Raw genomic sequence first — 17989 nt, 5'->3', positions numbered from 1 at the left:
TCAACCCGGCTCGTCAGGTCCCCGCCCGCAATCGCCTGAAGCGCCCCGGCAAACTCCGTCGTCGCCGAATCCACAACCGCGTTGATCTCGTTGATGCCCTCGACCAGTTCCTTGAGCGGGCCCTGCATGTCGCCGGTGCGGGCATGGCCGGAGAAGTCGCCGTTCCGGGCCGAGGCCACGATGGTGGAAACCTCGCTGAGGAGTCCCTGCACCTTCTGCGCCTGCTCGGCGTCGGCCAACATCGCCAGCTCGCGGTCGCGGCGGTTGTTTTCGAGCGCCAGCGCATTCTCGCGATAAATCTCCAGCGCGCCGCTCAGCGCGCCGATCTCGTCCGGCGACGGCGCGGCGGGAATGGCCTGGGCGAAGTCGCCCTGCTGCATGCCGTCGAGCGCGGTCTTGAGCCCGATCAGCGGGCGCGCCACGCGGCGCTGGACACCGCGCCAGCTCGCCACGGAAACCGCGAGCAGAGCGAGGAGAAGGGCAGCGATCACGCCAAGGCGCAGCCAGGCGCTGGAGAGCTTCTCCTCGGTGACCGCGACCATGTCGTCGAGCGACTGCGTGACTGCGGCAATGATCGACTGGAACGGCCCGTTGCAGAGCTTGGTGAACTCGGCCGGGGGAATCACTGCACCCGTTCCGCCCCCGAGCTTGTCGATCAGCCCGTCGAGCTGCGCGTTGGCGGCGACGACTTCGGATGTCATGACGCCGATCTTGCGGACGAGCTCGCTCCCGACACCTGGCCGAGCCCCGAGCTGGGCGAGTTCCTTCAGCCCCGCATTCGAGACCCCGCGCAATTCACCCACCGCCCTGAGCAGTGGGGCATCGAGCGCCTTGCCCGAGGAGATGGCCGGCCGCAGGACAGAGCACTGCGAGCCGTAATTGACCCGCACGTCCCAGCCGGCCGCCTTGAAAGCCTGCAGATCGGCGAGGTTCGGATCGGCCATGCGGGCGGCGGTCGAGGTTGCGTCCGATGCCTTGAGAATGGCCTGCTCGACGATGTCGCCGACTGCATTGTACCAGGGCATGGTGACGGCCAGGCTGCGCTGAGCCTTGGGCTTCGCCGCCTCGGCGTAGATCGGGGCCAGCTTCTGCCGGGTATCCTCCTCCAGCTTCCGCACCGCCTCCACGAGCGACGCCCGGTTCGACAGGTCCGTTTCCTTAAGACGGGTCATCGCGTGCGCGATTTCCGTCTTGCTGGCTTCCTCGATCTTGCGGATCGCAGGCGTCGGATCGTCGAGCGTGAGAATCATCGTCTGGACCTGTCCGCGGTTGTTGCGGATCACGTTCCCGGCCAGCAGAAGCGCTCGGTCCGCCTGGACGAGGTTCTGCAGGCGCATATAGGTCGTCACATCGGAACCCGACTGATAGGCCATGTAGCTCAGTGCGCCGAGCCCCGGCAGGCAGAGGCAGGCCATGGTGGCGACCAGATAGCGCTGGATGGAGGCGGGGAAGAATTTCACGAGCGGCCCCGAATGTGCTGGTGGTGCGACTGGTCGTGACGTCAAGACATTGCCACGCTGTCACGCAGTTTGCGCCTTACTCGTTAAAATTTTAGCAAATGCCGCCACGGTGGTTCACTTCGTTCCGCCGCCGAATACTACTTGTGCTTCGTCCGGTTTCGCGCGCACCTGAAAGCATGCATCGTCGTCTCGTCTTCGAGGATCCCCTCTCGCGGGCCGCGCTGTGGAGCCGGCGGCTCGCCTGGTTCGCGGTCGCGGTGCTGGCGCTGTCGCTGTTGCTGGTCCGCCTGCGCGAGCCGAGCCTTGAAGGGCTGGCGCCGATCGCCGCGTCCTATGTGTTCGTGCTGGCGTCGCTCCTGCTGGCAGGCGTCGCCTTCGTCGGCATCTGGCGGCATGGCTACCAGGGCGCCGGCATGGCTGCGGGGGCCACTCTGATCTGCCTCCTTCTGCTGGCACCGGCGGGCTATATCGGCTTCCTGGCGGCGACGCGGCCGGCGCTGGCGGACCTATCGACCGATATCGCCGATCCGCCTGAATTCAGCCGGTCGCCAACGGCGCTGGCAGCCCGCGATGGTCGCCTCCCGCCCGATGTTCCGGCCGAGCAGCGGCGCGTTCAGCGGCGGTCCTATCCGAAAGCGCTCCCGATCCTTCTCGACATTCCTGCCCAGGGCGCGTTCGACCTTGCGCGCAAGGCGGCGGGCACGCTGGGCTGGCAGGTGCTGGAGGCGTCGAAGCCCGCCAGGCGAGACGGGGCAGGGCGGATCGAGGCGGTCGCGCGCGGGCGGCTTCTGCGTTTTGCCGAGGACATCACGATCCGCATCCGGGCCCGCCCCGAAGGCAGCCGCATCGATATCCGCTCGGCCTCGCGCCTCGGCGGCCATGATCTGGGGGCCAACGCGGCACGGATCGCCGATTTTGCCGCGGAGGTGGAGACGCTGTTGGAGAGCCGCTAGATCGGCGAACCGGGCAGGGGCGCTTCCATGCCAAGACAGAGTCCGCGACGATGCGGCCCGGTTCAGACGATACGATACCGGCTTGTGAGCCCCGGCACCGGATCGCTCGCGAGCACCTCGCCGCGCAGGACGAGGTCTTCGAGCTGCGCCAGCACGGACAGCGCCGCAGCGCCATGAAGCGCCGGGGCGAGGCCCTGATAGATCGCCGGCACCATCGCGGCGATGGTGTCGTCTCCGGCGGCGAGGCGGTTCAGGATGGCCGCCTCGCGCTGGCGGCGGTGCTGGACGAGGCCGCGCAGGAAGCGCTGCGGTTCGCTCACCGGCCCGCCATGGCCGGGCCAGTAGCGGTTGTGCGCCATGCCGCGCAGCTTCTCGATCGAGGCCATATAGGCCGCCATCGCGCCGTCCGGCGGGGCGATGACCGAGGTCGACCAGGCCATGACATGGTCGCCGGAGAACAGGGTTTCCTCCTCCGCGAGCGTAAAGGCGAGGTGATTGGCGGTGTGGCCGGGCGTCTCGACGGCGGCGAGGCTCCAGCCGGGGCCGGCGATGGTGTCGCCGTCTTGCATCTGCTCGTCCGGCCGGAACGCGACATCCGCGGCAGCGTCCAGCACGCGCCCCTCGCCCGGCCCGAGCTTGCGGGACGGGCGATGCGGCCCGCAGCCGACGACCCTTGCGCCGGTGGCGGCCTGCAGTGCCGGAACCGCCGGCGAATGGTCGCGGTGCGTGTGCGTCACCACGATATGGCTCACGGTTTCGCCGCGCAGGGCCGCGAGCAGGCATGCGATATGGGCAGGATCGGCGGGGCCGGGGTCGATCACCGCGACGGTGCCGCGCCCGACGATATAGGTGCAGGTGCCGGTGAAGGTCATCGGCCCGCCATTGCCGGCGATGACGCGGCGCACGAGCGGCGACAGCTGCGCGACCTCGCCGGCCGGCGTCGTGGCGTCCCGCTCGAACACGATCTCCTCGTCCATCCTCGATCCTCTGGCGCCGCCACGTGCCGGGCCGCGCTTGTCGCGGCCGCGGCTTTTCCTATAGACGGGACGGAGCCGCCTCGCGCGGCCTTTCGCAAGACAGGACCTGCCCATGGCCGACATGCTTCCTTTGCAGACTTCGACCCTCGCCGGCGAAATCTTCCCGGCCGTCCGGCCGCGTTCCGCCGTTCTGCGCAATGTCGCGCTCGCCGTCGCCGGCAGCCTGCTGATGGTGGCCGCCGCCAAGATCAAGGTGCCGTTCTGGCCGGTGCCGATGACGCTGCAGACGCTGGCCGTGCTGGCGATCGGCGCCGCCTATGGCGCGCGCCTGGGCGTGGCGACGATCGCGCTTTACATCGCCTATGGCCTCGCCGGCCTGCCGGTGTTCACCAATACCCCGCCGGTCGCCGCCGGCCCGCTCTATCTCGTCGGTCCCACCGGCGGCTTCCTCGCCGGCTTCGTGCTGGCGGCGGCCATCGCCGGCTGGGCCGCCGAGCGCGGCGCCTCGAAGCTGCGGCTGGCTGGCGGCCTGATCCTGGCCGATGCCGTGCTGATGAGCGTCGGCTGCCTCTGGCTCGCCTTCGGCGCGCAGATGGCGGGCGGAGCGATGGGCGTCGGTTTCGCCAAGGCCTTCGCCTATGGCGTGCAGCCCTTCCTGCTGGGCGAGGCGCTCAAGGTTTCGCTCGCTGCCTGCCTCGCCGGCGCCGGCTGGTCCTTGCTCGGCCGCCGCGGCTGAGACCGGCACCCTTCCGCCAGTCGAAAGGCCGGGTCCTGCGACCCGGCCTTTTTTGTTTGATCTTGACGTTGGTGTCGGCGGAGCCGCAGGGCGCTCAGGACTTCGCCGGCTGGCTGCCGCCGCAGCTCGTGGTGCCGAAGAGCGGCGGGAAGTCGCCGCATTTGTCGCATCCGGACAGGGCCATGCCCAGGGCCAGGATCGAGACGAGGAGGGTGAGGCGCTTCATCGGCGGGACCGCTTTCAAGGGCAGAAGGAGCGGCAGTCTAGTCCGCTTTCGCCCCGGCTGGAACTGCCGCGGCCGAGGCCGCCCGTCTCAGAAGCCGCCCGTCGCCAGCCAGCCCAGGATGCTCGCCGCCGAGAGGGCGACCAATGCGAGGGTGAGCTTCGCATCGTAGGGGCATTGGCGGATCATGTGGGTCTCCTGTTGGGAGACCATACAATAGCCGTGCCATCCAACGGCTGTGTGACATGGCTCAAACACCGCGGCCATAGCGGCGGCGAAACAGGCCCGCATTGAACGATGCGGCGCCATCGCCGGCCGGTGACACGGATCTGTTCGCGGGGCCGGCTCTGACGCGTCCCGGTCCCGGCGCGCGCCACGGGGCAACGCATGCCTCCGGCTGTCTCGGCCTTCTGGCGCAAAAGCGCAGTCTCGGGAAATTTTGGTCGGAGTGGCAGGATTTGAACCTGCGACCCCCTCGTCCCGAACGAGGTGCTCTACCAGGCTGAGCCACACTCCGATCAACTGGTGGCCGGCTTATAGCCAGCAGCCGCGCCCTGCGCAACAGGCTGTTTGCATTCCGTCCCGGATTTCTCGATCTGATTTTCGAGCCCATATCCCGCCTGGCCGCCCTTGGGCCGCTCGCCTCCAAAATCGCGGACGCCATCCGCGGCGCGGTTGCACAGGCCGGGCTGCCGGTCTAGAAGGCGCGCCACGGTGGGGCGTCGCCAAGCGGTAAGGCAGCGGTTTTTGGTACCGCCATGCGGAGGTTCGAATCCTCCCGCCCCAGCCAGCCTCTCTCAAGTCGCTGATTTTGTTCGCTCTATTGGGCCAGCTGAGTAGGCTTCCACCAGTTGGTACACAAGGGTGTGGCACGCAGGTCTGGCACATGAGGCTGACGCGTGGCGGTTGCAACCCATCTCGAGCGGCGCGGAGCCGTCTATTACTGGCGGCGGCGTTTGCCAGATTTCCTGGCGGAGCGGCTGAAGCAGCGCTGCGTCGTGGTCAGTTTAAGGACCCGGGAACTAAAACCTGCGCGTTATCTGGCAGCGCAACTCGATGCGGCTGTCGAAAAGATGCTGGTCTCGTCCTCCGTCCACTGGGTCACCAAGGAGCAGCTGAAGGACTTCTTCAGGCGCGCGTTCGCGACCCATGAGGAAATCATTCGGCGGGCCGCCGGCATAAGTGGGGGGCCCAGCGGCCTCGACAGCGATCGCACGCTTTCCGTCATCCAAGGTTGGACATTCAAGATCATCGCCGAACAGGGGACGCCCGCGGAAGTCCGCGAGGAAGACCGCTTGGCCATGGCTTCGGCCGGCGTTTCTCCAGCCGACCTCGCCACGGTTGTCGATGCTGTCCGCTGGCACTGCTCCGCCGAGCGCCTGTCCCATATGTGGCAAGCGATCGCCAAAATCCTGGCGGAAGTCGGAGCTGAGCCGACCTCTGACAATATTATGAGGGCTGAACGGCTTTATGCCCGCGCCCAAAGCGAGGCCGCGTTCAAGATACTGCCCGCGGAAACTCCCGAGTTCGACTTCGGAGCGCTTGTGCAGGAAGCGCAAGCCGCTCCGCCTTCGATCGCATGGTCGGTCACGGAGCCGGCGAGGAAACCCGAAAACGGAGTCGGCCAGAGGGGAACGTCCATCTCTCGAGCGACCGCAGTCCAGCATCTCGGCGAGTACTTTGGCCCGTCGATCGTTTCATCTCCTGCTGCAGAGGATGCCGGCAGAACGAAGGCCGTCCCAGTGATGGACCTCGCCGAAGCGCTCGCCCGGGACAAGGAGAAAAGGGGCGAGTGGACGGCGAAAACGAAAAGCCAGTTCCTCTCAATCTGCAGCCTGTTCGACCGCTTTGTGAGAGAGGAATGTTCTGTTAACGATCTGCGCCATCTCGAGCAGTCGCACCTTTATGCCTTCGATCAATTCCTGTTGCACACCATCGGCAAGTCGTATGGAAAGTCGCCATCGGATCTGGAAGCGTCGATCGCTGAACTGAAGCGCAAGGCAGCGGGCCTGCCGGCTGCCTTACGCGGTCTCGCGACCGGAACCCTCGAGCGCCACTACACATTTCTCGATCAGCTTCTGGCCCAGGCTAGGCTCAAGGGAGCCAAGATCGCTGAAAACCTCAAATTCGCTAATTTCAAGCCGAAAGGCAGTGGACGCGCGCGCGATGAACGCCCCATTCCAGATCAGACCATGATCGAGCCGCTATTCCAGCAGCCCGTCTATCAGGGCTGTCGGAGCTGGGATGCGCCGTTTGAGCAGGGGAATGACATCTACCACAGGGCCGCTTATTTCGGCCCCCTGTTTGCCTATTACCAGGGCATGCGACGGGAAGAGTTCTGCGGGCTGATGGTCGCGGACATCATGACGGTCACCAAGTCCGGAGACCACATCGCCCACATTCGGGTACTGGATAACGATGTCCGTCGGCTCAAGAACCCGCAGTCGCGGCGATTTCTGCCACTCCACCCCGAGCTGCAGCGTCTCGGACTGATCGAATATAGTCAGCGGATCAGGGATCTCGGCTACGATCTCCTTTTCCCGGAGCTTCGCTCTCCGAGCAGCAGAAGCCCGTTGGGCGATCGCTATTACGACGAGTGGTCCAAGGCCAAGCTGCCAGGCCGGACCGCTCACCCGTTGCGCCATGCGTTCAATGACGAACTCAAGCAGCAACGCGTGTCCGATGAAATGCGAGCGGACATGATGGGTCACGGAGGCAAGACGGAGACGACTGAGCGCTATGCCAACGCGTTCCGCCTCCAGACGCAGGCTGAGGACATGCAAAAGATCCCCATCCTGACATCGATGATCGCCCCTCAGCCGATCCGGATTGTCCCCTGGGTCGCGGAGCGGCAAGACGCCCCTTGGGCGCGAAAATCTCGGAAGAAGTCGAGCGGGATGACTGAAGTCATTTAGCCGACGGCGAGTGGCAGACCGCCGGCCCACGAACCGCCGTCGGCACGGCTTGCTACATCACAAGCTGCGCCTTCACCGCTGATGATCCGGTCGCCGGCGGCGAGTAGGCTGGTCGAGCGCGGGGCTTCCGATGTGGTAGGGGCCCGGGCAGGACGTGCGCGAGGACCACGTTTTCAATGACGCGCACGAGGCGCTGCGCCTGTAGGTGCGGCTTGAAGAGGTAGATCTCCTCCGCCTTCGAGAGACGGGCCGATCCACACATGTCGTATCTGGTCAGGCGCCGGAAACGCGAAGGAGACAGGCCGAACCAGGCGCAATGCTCGAGACCGGCCGGGGAAGAGGCCCAGCTTCCCATTTCGGCGTCGGCGAGCGCGTGTCGAAGTGAACGGTCGAAGGTCACCGCACTGAGTGTGGTGGGGAGGATGACCTCTATACCGCGTCCATGCAGGACGATCGGCGCGCTTGGCGAGACGACCAACTCCGGCGGCAGGGTCGATAGGACCCATTCGTCGAAGCCCTCATCTTCGACAATCCGGCCAGCTCGCCGATAGCAGGCGGCGTAGCGGTCACGCCCGAGCGCCTGCAAGCGAGGCTCGATACCACGAGCTTCGATCTGGGACGTCGAAATCTTCCAGGCGCCGATGTGCAGAGCCTGCCCCACGGCCACGCGCAAGCCCCGACATCCGGGAACATAGACGGCGATCCGTTCACCGGGACGATAGAGCTGCCGGAAGGCCGCGCTTTTGAAGCGCTTGTCAGGCTCCAAGCTGAGTGAGGGCCCTCCGATTTCTGGCCACTGAGTTGGCGCCCACTCGCGAACGGCAGCGGGCGAGAATGGGTCCTTGAGACGCCGGGGAGTGAGCCGCCGAGGGTTTGGGGCGGATGGGGTACGAACGCTTTGGGTCATGGCAATGAGGGTCGTTTCGGGATCACGGGTTGGGAGAGATGCCGGTCGTTCAATCGAGTACACGGTGATGTGCACCGAGAAAGCCGATTGGCCGGGAAGCGAAGACTGGGGTCATGCAGGCCTCGGCAGCAGCGACATCGGCCACGTCTAGGTGGCGCCGCCCTTGGGCTGCGGCGAAGCCGAGCGCGAGGACCATGAGCCGCCGAATGTGCCGCGGGTTGGCCTGTGCCAGTCGCCCGATGACCGCGTCGTCCACCGGCGCGAAGACCTGCCGGTGATTGGCGATGATCTCGGCAGCGATGCGCTGCGCGATTTCCCGCAGCATCTTACCGTCCGGAGGGGCGATCTCGATGACGAGAAAACGGTCCTGAATGAACCGAGGAAGTGCGTCGAGATCGTTCGCTGTCGCGATGATCAGGCAGCGCGAGAGGTCGAACGAGACCCTCAGATATTCATCAACGAGGCCTGACGCGTTCTCGGGCTCCAGAAGGGTCAGCAGCGAATTGAACGGCCTCTCGCTCACATGTGTGACGAACTTGTCGACCTCATCGAGGATGATCACCGGGTTGGCGGTTTCGCCACCCAGCATTGCCTCCGTGAGGACGCCCATCCTCGCGCCGCGCCAAGTTGGCGGATGGCCGGCGATCAACGCCTGAGCATCGGAATTGGTCGCGCAGCTGAAGGTGTAGGTTTCGCAGTCCAAAGCGGCCGTGAGGCGGCGCTCGAAGTGTGTCTTACCGACGCCGGGAGGGCCAATAAGCACGATCGGGGGAAACGAGAGGCCTGTTGCCGTTGCCATCGAGAGCGTGACGGAACGCTCGATGATGGACGCGACCCCAGCGAAAGCGGGACATTCGAAGCGCAACTGACTGACACGGTTGCGCATTGCGGCGTCACCGACGACCAGTGGCCGATGGACATGTTGCGTCACCAGGGCCCTGAGCCGCTCGATCCGTGTCTGTTCTTCGCTCGATGCCGCCCCCGATACCGGCACGTCGTATTCACCGAGTGCATCATCGGTCGCCGTCGCCAGCTTTAGCTGCCGCAAGGCCGCCGCGCGATCGAAGACCGCAATCGCTGGGGAATCGACGTCAACTTGCTCACGTACAGCGCTTGCGCCGTCCACTGTCGGCTCAGAGACATCCAGGCTGGTCTCAATTGGAGTGGTGTCGCCGAGATCGGCCCGGCTGTAGGGACTTTGGCGGGCCGCCCGTCCGCGCGCACGGTCACGAGGCGCGGCCTTCTCCCCATTTTCTGGTGTTTTTGCCCGCTGATCGTCGTTCAGGTCGGTCATGGTGTGAATTATTCCTCGGGGTCGGCCAGTCCGCCCCTTCACCCCCGTTCCATCATGACGAAAGGCGCGCCACGCACGGCACGCCTTCCCAGCATTCATTGAGGATCGGTGGGAGGCCGTCAGCCGGCCGGTTCGATGTTGAGGAACCGCGTCGACTGTCCGGCGACCATTTCACCCTGCTCGAGGGCGATCTCGAAGAGGGCTCCGAGCCGCTCAGGGTCGGTCGTTCGGACCCGCACGAGATCGCGGGCCGCGAGCTTTGCCTCGACATCGCGCTGATCGCGGGCGGGCCAGAGCGCGACCCGCAGCAGGCGCGCGTAGCTGAGGATGATGGCACCTTCGGTCGCATCCTCGACGACCCTCGCCGGCAGCCCGCTCGTGGCGAAGCCTTCGGTGTTGTGCAGCAGCTGGCAGGCAGCTTTGTACCAGCGCATGAGGTCCTGCCGCTTCGCGAAGAAGGCCTTCAGGCTGGCGGCGTGCTCAAGCGGATGAACGGCCGGCGTGCCACCAGGCGTGGCCGCGAGCGGCTTCGGCTGCAGCGCGCTCGCCCGGCGAGCCATCGTCTCGATCATCGTGCGGATGCCGGCGGCGTCGCTTGGCAGGTCCTGCTCGCTGGGCTCGGGCTTCAGCGCGCTGGTCGCGCGGCGCGCCAGCGAGAGTTCCTCGCCATCGCCATGGCGCTTGGTATGGCGAAGCAGATGGAAGCCGAAGTTTCTGCCGGCCCAGGCGTCGTCGATGCTGCGAGGCGGCAGAAGCAGGAGGGAGAGGTTCGCGGCGTTGACGAGGACCGTCAGCGCATTGGCCACGTCGATCCAGTCATCGACCAGCTCGGGCTCGCGGGCGAGACCCTTGATCAGCCGGCGAACCTGGTCGGCATTGGCCTGCGCGCAGCCCCTGATCGGAAGCAGATCCGGAAGCGCGTTGCGCCAGTTGGCGAGCGTCTCGATCTCGGTCTCCGCCTGTCGGAACCGGGCCTCGAGCGCGAGAAGGTCGTCGGTGATCTGATGCTGCGTGGTGTCGAGGACGATGCTGCTGAGCAGGTCGCTGCGGTTGGTGGTGTTCATGTTGCTTGGCCTTAATTCCATGGGGGTGATCTGCTCCTGGCAGTCGCTGTTCCTCCGTCTTCCCCAATCAAAAAGGGCAGCGCCGTTGCAGGCGCTGCCCTCGCTGTCATTTCTCGTGCGGCTGGGCTGCTAAACCAGCTCGGACCAATCGAAGTTGAGCCGATCACGAGCGTCCGCAGGCAGGGATTTGACCCATGCCGCGTCGGCCGTGACGTGGCGCACCGCCGCCTGCATGTGGACGGGATCGCCGATCTCGCCGCGCAGATTGATCAACGCGACGATCTCTTTCTTGATCGCCAGCGCGGCGCGGTCGTGAACCGGCCAGATCATGACCTGCGCCGCCGCCAGATAGCCGGCGATGCGCGCGGCATCGGCTGCGACCATCAGCTCGCTCGCATTCTCCGGCCCGCGCTGGGCCAGCGCGATCAGCCGGTCGCAGGTCTCGAACATCTTGCGGGCGCGCTGCAGGAGATTGTCGAGGTCTGGCGCGGCCTTCGCGAAGGCGACCCAGGCGGTGACCTGGGTATGAGCGTAGGCCGGCGGGCCTCCACGCAGTTCAAGCCCCTGCGTGAGGTCCCAGCGCTCAAGCGGCCAGGCCGACAGTCCCCGGCTGTCGCCCTGCGGCGCGCTCGGGGCCGGTGGCAGCATCAGCTCGGGTACGGCGAAGGCCGCCCGCTTCCAGCGGATGCGGCGCGCCAGCGTCGCGTCGATCGTCGAGACGTAGGTCTTGTCGCGGCGATGGTGCAGTGCGCCGGTCTGCTCGGCGAGCGCCAGTTTGGCCTCGGCCCCCTCGAGGTCGTCGGCCGGCCAGATCGCGGTCAGCGCAACCAGGCTCAGGCTCATGATCTTAAGCCCGGCGCAGGCGAAGTCGTAGTCGCGGTCGCCGAGCTCTTTCGAGAGGCTTAACCGGAACTCCTCGTTTGAAAGGCTCTTGGCGTTGCGCGCCGCCGCCTTCAGGTCGATTGGCTGGCGGCGGAAGGCCACCAGCTCCGCGATGCTCGGATCCTCGCCACTGATGATCTCGACCGCCATCGCGATCGGGTCGCGCAGCGTCCGGTCGCCGGGCTCATCCACCGGGCCACCGGTGCGTGGGCTAAGCGAGCGCCCGCCCTGGTCATTCTTGCTCATGTTGAACTCTTTTCTCGTGGGTCGCGACCATCCGGCCGCACTCTCCCTCCGGTCCTGAAATCGCTGATGGCGCCCCCACAGGGGCGCCATCGTCCTGTCCTGTCGCTCTGGCGATACCGCTACGCAATCGGGATCCACGACGGCTCGAGCTCTAGCGTGCCGCCGAACCGGAAGCGCTTGGCGATCCAGTTGGCTTCGCTGACGAGATGCCGGATCGCTGCCTGCTGATGCAGCGGATCGTGCCGGCAGGCGCGATCGTTGATCAGCGCGACGAGCCTGAGCTTGGCCTGCGCATCGGCCGAGTGGAGCATCGCCGGCCAGATTGCCGCCCGCGCCGCGGCGAGATAGCCGAGAATGCGCGCGCCCTCCACGGCCCGGCGCATCGGCGCGCTGTCGCGCTCGTTGCGATTGGCGATCACCGTGAGGCGATCGGCGATGGTGATCATGGTGCTGAAGCGGTGGACCAGCGCGGTCAGGTCGGGATACGCCTCGACGAAGGCGCCCCACCGGGCGATGCCGCGCGCATCCAGCGTCGCCAGGCCCCCCGTCAGCGGCACCGCATCGACGAGATCGAACCGCGACAGCGGCCAGGTCGCGAGACCCCGGTCGGAGTGCGCCGGCACAGCCGGGCCCGGAGGCACCACGAGCGCACCGACGTCGAAGGCAGCGCGGTGCAGCCTGATGCGAATTGCATCCTCGACTGAGAGCATCGGCGCGACCTCGAAGTCAGTTTCGCCATAGTGCGGCTGCGTCTCCCGGGCGAGCGCCCGCTTGGCGTCGGCGTCCTCGACCGTGTCGGTCGGCCAGATCGCCACGATGGCGGCGCAGCTCAAGCCGACGATCTGCAGCCCGACCTGCGCCATACGATCTTCGTTGGTCTGTTCGAGGCCGTAAGGCAGTCGCTGCGCCTCGTCGTTGCAGCGCTTCGCCTCGCGCGCGACGATCTTGAGATCGGGTGCGTGATCGCGCACCGCGATCAGCTCGCCCAACGAGGGGTCGTTGCCGAGGCCTTCAGTAGCGTCGGCGAGCGGGTCGCGGATAGGCCCGAGCGGGTGATCACCGCCGCCCTCTTCACCGGTCGCCATCGGCGTGATGCTCCTGTCCTGGTTGTTGTTCGTCATGGTCGTCGATTCCTATGGGTCACAGCCCCATTGGCTGCGCTTCACCTCCGCTTTCTCGGAAATCGACAAAGGCGCTCCTGTTCCGGAGCGCCTTCCTGATGTCGGCCATGGTGCCCTGGTTCACGCGGCTTGCGAAAACGTCCGGCCGCGCCCGGCAATCCAGCGTTGGATGGCGTCGAGCTGCCGCAACCGGTCCGGCTCAGCCGGACCGGCAACGGCCTTCAGGGCAGCGATGCGCTGCAGGGCGGCTGGGCGCGTCAGCCAGGGCACATCCTCCAGCGTGTCGAGGCGGTGGGCAAACCAGGCCGCTCCCTTCTCGCGCTCGGCAACGGAGAGCTCCTCGGGCGATTCCAGCCACGCCCAGCGATTGGCGAAGGCTTTCAGCCTGACGTCGCCAAGAAGCTCGCGGCCGAGCCGCACCCGCTGATCCCACGCAACTTCGTGCCAGCGCCGCGAGGTGATCGCGTCCTCCCGGCTGATGAAGCCGCCGCTGTACAGGGCGGCATCCGGCCACGGGCTCGGCTCCTTACCGGTGAAGCGACCTGACAGCGCGATCGCGAGGTTGTCGCGGAAGCGCGCATGACCCCGGATCCGGGCCAGACGGGCTTGGCAATGGCCGGCCGAGGGGATCTCGCCCTGTGCGTCGGGAGCCGCCATCCCCCAGTGCAGCAGGATCGGTTGGGCATTGGTCTTGACCAGTCGGAGCGGGCGCTCGCCCCTGGCGAACAGAAGCTCACCGAGCTGTTCGGGCGTGGCGTCAAGATAGGCTGGATCGACCGTCAGATCGGCGACCGCCCAGGACGACGCATTGCCTGGCACAGGCATGATCCCGCCGGCCGGCATCATGCGGTTGAACAGGCCGAGTCCGACCGGTGCCGGGCCTGCGAGCAGTCCCGCGGGGCCGCTCTTATGGGCGTTGGCCATCATCGCCGTGATGATGGTCGGCGCGCGTTCGTGCAGAAGCCTGAACAGCGCGATCGTGGCGTGGACGTCGTTCAGCGCGTCATGAGCGTCCGCCTCGGCAAAGGTGATGCCGTTGGCACGGCAGACCGGCCCCAACCGCATTGTCGGCTTGCCTTCAGGCGTCACCGGGATGGTGATTACCTCGGGTGCTAGCATCGCCACCGCGCGCAGCATGATCAGCACGTCGGCCCGCTTGAAGCCCGGCATCGAGGTCGCGTAAGGCGGATGCAGCGTCTGGAAGGAGCTGTGGCGCTGCAATTCCTCGTCGTACGCGAGGTTGCTGTAGCCCAGGATGGTGGTGGGCGACGCGGCGTTGAGGATACGGGCGATCGCCTGCATCAGCTCGAGTTGCGACAGCGGAGCGGCCTCGATACGATCTGGATCGAGGCCCGTGACGACCAGCGCGTCAGGCGCAGGCACCACATGGGCGGGCAGCCGCCCACGCAGCACGGTCTCGCGCAGAGGGCGGAGATCGCCGTCGGTCTCCACATAGGCGGCCTGGAGCGGGACGTTCCAGGCTGGTGTCAGCCCGCTGGCCTCGAAGTCCATGAAGATGTAGCTCATGGCGGCGTCCCTCAGTGCCAGCTCTCGCCGCCAGGCGCGGTGGGGGTCTTGGTCAGGGTGATCCCGAGATCACGGGCATCCTGCTGCAGCGCGGCCTCCACCATCCAGGCGGTGCGGGAGCGGCGGATCTCATCGGGGTCCGACGCCATGTCCGTGTGGACTGCGATCTTGGTCTCGAGATGGGCCACCTCCTGCGCTGGAGCCTCCGCCAGCATGAAGGCGAAGAAGCGCGCGTGAGACCGAGCGCCCTCCGCCATTTGCATGGCGGTCAAGCCGGCATGCAGGGGGTAGGTCCGATCGCCTTGCTGCTCGAGCAGCAGCGCATGCGCCATCGCCTCCTGCCAGAGCCGATAGAACCGCTCCGGGTGGTCCGTCGTCATTTTGTAGCTGCGATGGTAGCGCGAGAGGTGCGCCTCGCTCGGGCGCGCCGCATCCCAGGCGGTGTCGCCGCCTTCATTCACCTTCTTCATTTCAGTATCCGTTCGGGCTCGCAGGACCCGGAACGGCTCGTCGGCCTTAGTTCGCGGGGGTTCCCAACCATGGGTCCCGATGATCATTCTTTTTCGTGCTTTGCCGCTCAACGCGGGGCGGCCAATGCGAACCTCTGGCCCATTCCCGACATTAGGGGCGTCCGCTTGTGGGGCGCCAGGGTTGGGCAAAACGGCCGATCTCAACGCGGAGATGATCATTTTCCCTTAGGTCACTGGCGCCACGAGCACGCGAAGGTTGGCCACGATCAGGCTGGCCATTGCGTCGACTGGTTCGCCCCGAAGCTTGGCCAAGTCCGCGACGGTCTGCGCCACCGCCGATGGCCGAACCGGTCGGCCGCCTACCTCGACGAAGGGGCCATCGGTCTCGGTCAGCAGGCGATCGAGGGGTAGGCCAGCGACGAGCTGGCGGTGTTTGGGCGAGCGGAGCATCTCCGAATTGATCGAGAAGTAGCAGCCGCGTTCGGAGGCCCTGCGCGCCTCCGCGGCGGTTCCCGTGAACCAGTGCAGGATGACGCGTCCCCGATCGGGGGGCAGGGCGCGCTCGAGATGACCGAGCACCTTGCCGACGGCCCGGACGCTGTGGAGCGTCAGGATCTTATCGCCCTGTTCGGCGCAGGCGGCGAGCACGCGGGCGAACACGCGCTCCTGGGCTTCGAAGCTGCGATAGAAGCGGGGGCCAGCGTCGAGCCCGACCTCGCCGACATAGCGCGCTTCGGACAGATACCGCTCGAACAGCGGCAGCTCGGCCTCGCGTTCGGCGACCAGCTGCGGATGCAGGCCGAGCGCGACCCGAACATGAGTCGACGTCCTCGCCAGATCACGGTTGCGCGGCCACGCCTTCGGGGTAGTGGTGACGGCGAGCGTCGCCACGGCTTCGCTGTCACATTCGCGAATTAGCGCGGCGTGGTCTGGATAGAGGTCGAGGTGACAGTGGAAGTCGACGAGGCGCGGGCGCGCGGGTTGGCTAAGCGTCATCGCGGCTTGGCCCGCACGCCCTTCAGCAGCCGTCCGACCTCATGCAGCCCGTCAACATAGGCCTTCTCGTAGGCGGCGAGATCGTTCGGGTGATCGGTCAACGGGCCGGGCCGGTGAATATCGAGTTTCGCGCGAGCCGGCTTCCTGGCGAGCCGCGACAGCGCGATTTGGAAACCGCGAACATGGGCGCCCTCGGCCTTGGCGCTGTCGAGAATCTTCGCCCGTAGATCAGTGAGCTGATAGGGCGTGTCGTCGCCGCCCAAACCCTCCAGCATCGCGGCTCGGCGGATCAAGCAGGGCACGCAGTGGCCGCAATGCTTGGGCTGGCGGGCGTCCTCGTCCTTGGCCCAACGCGCCTTGGCCGGTGAGGAGCACGACATGGTATGTCGCGCCTCCTTCTTCAGCAACGTCCCGTCCGCGCAATCCTTCGCCATCATGCCCTTGGTCCGGAAGCGGTAGCGGTTCTTCAGACGGATAGGCAGGCCGAGGCCCGCCAGGATGTCGTCAAAACGGGCCATGTAGAAGGGGTGGGTCGTGCGGGTGCTGAGCGCGCCGAGCCGGGTCGGATCGAGCGGGACGTTCAGCGAGATCAGGCCGTTCTCGGGGACATGGACGGTCATGTCGCCGCCGAGCGCATCGGCCGCCAAGGTGGCGAGCGCGAAGAACAGGAACGAGCGGCCGCGAAGGGTATTCTCGCCTGCCGAACCCTCGACAAGATCGTTGGGGAAGCCGACGCGGGCGCGCAGGTGGTGGAAGCACTGCTTAGGGAAGCGCTTGGCGATGACGCCCGCGCAGTAGGTCTGATGTGTGCTTGTGATCCCGTCCCAGTAATGGCTGACGAGCATCGGCGCCTTGCCGTCTGCGAGGAGGTCGATCGCGCCGATGAAGCTGTCGAGGCCGCCCGAGAAGAGGCAGACCGAGTCGGCGGTGGCAGTCCGGAGCTTCGTTGGGGCCAGCGCGAGGGCCGCGAGCCCTTTCGGTCGCGCCCGGAACCGCACGCCCCAGCGATCCCCGGTCAGGAAGTTGAGGGTCGTGACGATCAGCGGCGCCAGGCTCTCCCACAGCTTTGGCTCCGCGACGGGAATGCAGAGGTCGACCTCGCGCGTCCAGGCGTTCTGCGACTCGCTCGATCGGGATATCCGAGTGTCCGCCGCCGTCAGCGCCGCGGCGAGGAGCGCCAGGTCGACCGTGCGCTCTGAGGGACGGAGGCCGAGCTCGCGGAGCTGGTCGAGCGCCTGGCCGAGACCATAGCCGAGGCGGTGGTAGCCGTCGACAAACGACACCTCGGTGAGCTTGCTGTCGGACCGCGACGGTTTGACGGTTGAGGTATCGTCGGCGCCGAGGCGGCAGACGAGGCTGTGATGATTCATTGTTCGGCCTCCCCGGCGGCGGCCACAAGCTCGAAGGCGGCCTCGTAGATCTCGTTGACCACGTGCTCGACGTCGCGGTCGCCCAGCCGTTCGATGCCGTCTAAGCGACCGGAGAGTTCACTCTGGGTACAGCCGGTGACGAAGTCGTGGAGCTGCTGCTGCGCTGCCTCGACGGTGGCGACATCGGACGGCAGCGTCACGCCCCGGGCGCCGAGATCGGCCATGACGCGGCCCTCGATCGAGCGGGCGACGAAGTCGAGAAAGAACTCCTGCATCTGGTCGGGCGTCATCGCGTCGAAGTCGCCGACACCGGCCTCGGCGAGATCGCCGATCGTCTCGAGCATGGCCTGGCGCGCGATCGCTTCGTCGACCGCACCGCCGGGTGGGCAGACGAACTCGAGTATCGCGAGGAAAACGTCGGCGGCAGGGCGACCGGCCAGACCGGTCAGGTTGAGCTGCCGCAGCGTCTCGGCCGCGCCCAGGCGTTGGACGTCGCGGACCACACCGAGAAGGCGCGCGCCCGCCGCGCGTGATGCACCCATGCGGCGGGCGGCGCGACGGGCGCCGCCGGTCCCGCTGCGCACATAGCTGGACATCGCGCTGCCGAGGGCGCTGCGGCTGCCGGTCTTGGCAAATCGGGAGAACGCGCCGCGGGCGCCCTGGAACGAACCTGCACCCGAGGTGTCCGGTCGCGGCGGCGTCCGGGATGGCGGGGGCGAGGCCTGACCCGGGCCCGGATGGGGCGCGCCGCCCCCCGGCGGCGGTGCAGGCGCGGGGCCGGGCGCGACGCCGGGTGATGGGTCGTCGACCCAGGAGGGGACGAGGCCCGAACCGGCGCCGCCATAAGC

At 66.8% G+C, this 17989-nt stretch carries 16 protein-coding genes and 2 tRNA genes; 4 read left to right on the top strand and 14 right to left on the bottom strand.

Going from position 1 to position 17989, the window contains the following annotated elements; genetic code table 11:
* The coding region (locus BW981_RS20260) for a HAMP domain-containing protein (RefSeq protein ID WP_076442511.1) at positions 1–1460 on the bottom strand (1460 nt) is incomplete at its 3' end.
* A 176-nt stretch (positions 1461–1636) separates the two neighbouring features.
* Between BW981_RS20260 and BW981_RS20255 the strand changes: the two genes are divergently transcribed.
* Positions 1637–2413, top strand: a complete 777-nt coding sequence (locus BW981_RS20255) for a DUF1499 domain-containing protein (RefSeq protein ID WP_076442509.1) — start codon at positions 1637–1639, stop codon at positions 2411–2413.
* 62 nt (positions 2414–2475) lie between these two features.
* On the opposite strand, the gene BW981_RS20250 is transcribed toward BW981_RS20255, so the two are convergent.
* Entirely contained in the window at positions 2476–3390 is a 915-nt protein-coding gene (locus BW981_RS20250; RefSeq protein ID WP_076442507.1) for an MBL fold metallo-hydrolase, read from the bottom strand.
* A gap of 112 nt (positions 3391–3502) precedes the next feature.
* Here BW981_RS20250 and BW981_RS20245 point away from each other — a divergent pair, with 112 nt between their 5' ends.
* A complete protein-coding gene (locus BW981_RS20245) occupies positions 3503–4126 on the top strand; it encodes a biotin transporter BioY (protein WP_244560402.1) in 624 nt (207 codons plus the stop codon).
* Positions 4127–4220: 94 nt separating this feature from the next.
* Here BW981_RS20245 and BW981_RS23650 read toward each other — a convergent pair whose 3' ends face one another.
* The gene (locus BW981_RS23650; protein WP_280174210.1) at positions 4221–4352 is read right to left on the bottom strand and encodes a hypothetical protein; all 132 of its coding nucleotides are present in this window, start codon (positions 4350–4352) and stop codon (positions 4221–4223) included.
* A 437-nt stretch (positions 4353–4789) separates the two neighbouring features.
* Positions 4790–4866, bottom strand: a tRNA-Pro gene (locus BW981_RS20240).
* Positions 4867–5064: 198 nt separating this feature from the next.
* Between BW981_RS20240 and BW981_RS20235 the strand changes: the two genes are divergently transcribed.
* Both BW981_RS20235 and BW981_RS20230 read left to right on the top strand, forming a co-directional pair.
* Positions 5065–5139, top strand: a tRNA-Gln gene (locus BW981_RS20235).
* 109 nt (positions 5140–5248) lie between these two features.
* On the top strand, positions 5249–7264 hold the full coding sequence (locus tag BW981_RS20230; protein ID WP_139333870.1) for a DUF6538 domain-containing protein: 2016 nt from the start codon (positions 5249–5251) through the stop codon (positions 7262–7264).
* 52 nt (positions 7265–7316) lie between these two features.
* On the opposite strand, the gene BW981_RS20225 is transcribed toward BW981_RS20230, so the two are convergent.
* From BW981_RS20225 to qatB, 10 genes are all read right to left on the bottom strand, one after another.
* On the bottom strand, positions 7317–8030 hold the full coding sequence (locus BW981_RS20225) for a hypothetical protein (RefSeq protein ID WP_139333869.1): 714 nt from the start codon (positions 8028–8030) through the stop codon (positions 7317–7319).
* A 190-nt stretch (positions 8031–8220) separates the two neighbouring features.
* On the bottom strand, positions 8221–9465 hold the full coding sequence (locus BW981_RS22380) for an AAA family ATPase (protein ID WP_175624183.1): 1245 nt from the start codon (positions 9463–9465) through the stop codon (positions 8221–8223).
* 119 nt (positions 9466–9584) lie between these two features.
* Entirely contained in the window at positions 9585–10529 is a 945-nt protein-coding gene (locus tag BW981_RS20215) for a hypothetical protein (protein WP_076442499.1), read from the bottom strand.
* 129 nt (positions 10530–10658) lie between these two features.
* Positions 10659–11657: a hypothetical protein gene (locus BW981_RS20210; protein ID WP_076442497.1), complete on the bottom strand. Its 999-nt coding sequence runs from the start codon at positions 11655–11657 to the stop codon at positions 10659–10661.
* A 119-nt stretch (positions 11658–11776) separates the two neighbouring features.
* Entirely contained in the window at positions 11777–12778 is a 1002-nt protein-coding gene (locus BW981_RS20205) for a hypothetical protein (RefSeq protein WP_076442495.1), read from the bottom strand.
* Positions 12779–12898: 120 nt separating this feature from the next.
* The gene (locus tag BW981_RS20200) at positions 12899–14305 is read right to left on the bottom strand and encodes a hypothetical protein (RefSeq protein ID WP_076442493.1); all 1407 of its coding nucleotides are present in this window, start codon (positions 14303–14305) and stop codon (positions 12899–12901) included.
* Positions 14306–14316: 11 nt separating this feature from the next.
* A complete protein-coding gene (locus tag BW981_RS20195) occupies positions 14317–14775 on the bottom strand; it encodes a hypothetical protein (RefSeq protein WP_076442491.1) in 459 nt (152 codons plus the stop codon).
* Positions 14776–15000: 225 nt separating this feature from the next.
* Positions 15001–15771 (bottom strand): Qat anti-phage system TatD family nuclease QatD, encoded by a 771-nt coding sequence (gene qatD, locus BW981_RS20190; protein WP_076442489.1) that lies wholly within the window; start codon positions 15769–15771, stop codon positions 15001–15003.
* Positions 15768–17141, bottom strand: a complete 1374-nt coding sequence (gene qatC, locus BW981_RS20185; RefSeq protein WP_076442487.1) for a Qat anti-phage system QueC-like protein QatC — start codon at positions 17139–17141, stop codon at positions 15768–15770. The genes qatD and qatC overlap by 4 nt, the downstream gene beginning before the upstream one ends.
* Positions 17138–17737: a Qat anti-phage system associated protein QatB gene (gene qatB / locus BW981_RS20180; protein WP_210188711.1), complete on the bottom strand. Its 600-nt coding sequence runs from the start codon at positions 17735–17737 to the stop codon at positions 17138–17140. Before qatB ends, qatC begins: the two co-directional genes overlap by 4 nt.
* Between the last annotated feature and the right edge of the window lie 252 nt (positions 17738–17989).

The organism is Allobosea sp. TND4EK4, assembly GCF_900156025.1.
GTDB lineage: Bacteria > Pseudomonadota > Alphaproteobacteria > Rhizobiales > Beijerinckiaceae > Allobosea.
The sequence above is the reverse complement of the archived record's forward strand: the minus strand, read 5'-3'. Positions and strand labels throughout refer to the sequence as shown.

Coding starts and splice junctions, on each gene's coding strand:
- BW981_RS20255 (WP_076442509.1), top strand. CDS start 1,637: ATGCATCGTCGTCTCGTCTTCGAGGATCCCCTCTCGCGGGCCGCGCTG.
- BW981_RS20250 (WP_076442507.1), bottom strand. CDS start 3,390: ATGGACGAGGAGATCGTGTTCGAGCGGGACGCCACGACGCCGGCCGGC.
- BW981_RS20245 (WP_244560402.1), top strand. CDS start 3,503: ATGGCCGACATGCTTCCTTTGCAGACTTCGACCCTCGCCGGCGAAATC.
- BW981_RS23650 (WP_280174210.1), bottom strand. CDS start 4,352: ATGAAGCGCCTCACCCTCCTCGTCTCGATCCTGGCCCTGGGCATGGCC.
- BW981_RS22380 (WP_175624183.1), bottom strand. CDS start 9,465: ATGACCGACCTGAACGACGATCAGCGGGCAAAAACACCAGAAAATGGG.
- BW981_RS20215 (WP_076442499.1), bottom strand. CDS start 10,529: ATGAACACCACCAACCGCAGCGACCTGCTCAGCAGCATCGTCCTCGAC.
- BW981_RS20210 (WP_076442497.1), bottom strand. CDS start 11,657: ATGAGCAAGAATGACCAGGGCGGGCGCTCGCTTAGCCCACGCACCGGT.
- BW981_RS20205 (WP_076442495.1), bottom strand. CDS start 12,778: ATGACGAACAACAACCAGGACAGGAGCATCACGCCGATGGCGACCGGT.
- BW981_RS20200 (WP_076442493.1), bottom strand. CDS start 14,305: ATGAGCTACATCTTCATGGACTTCGAGGCCAGCGGGCTGACACCAGCC.
- BW981_RS20195 (WP_076442491.1), bottom strand. CDS start 14,775: ATGAAGAAGGTGAATGAAGGCGGCGACACCGCCTGGGATGCGGCGCGC.
- qatD (WP_076442489.1), bottom strand. CDS start 15,771: ATGACGCTTAGCCAACCCGCGCGCCCGCGCCTCGTCGACTTCCACTGT.
- qatC (WP_076442487.1), bottom strand. CDS start 17,141: ATGAATCATCACAGCCTCGTCTGCCGCCTCGGCGCCGACGATACCTCA.
- qatB (WP_210188711.1), bottom strand. CDS start 17,737: ATGTCCAGCTATGTGCGCAGCGGGACCGGCGGCGCCCGTCGCGCCGCC.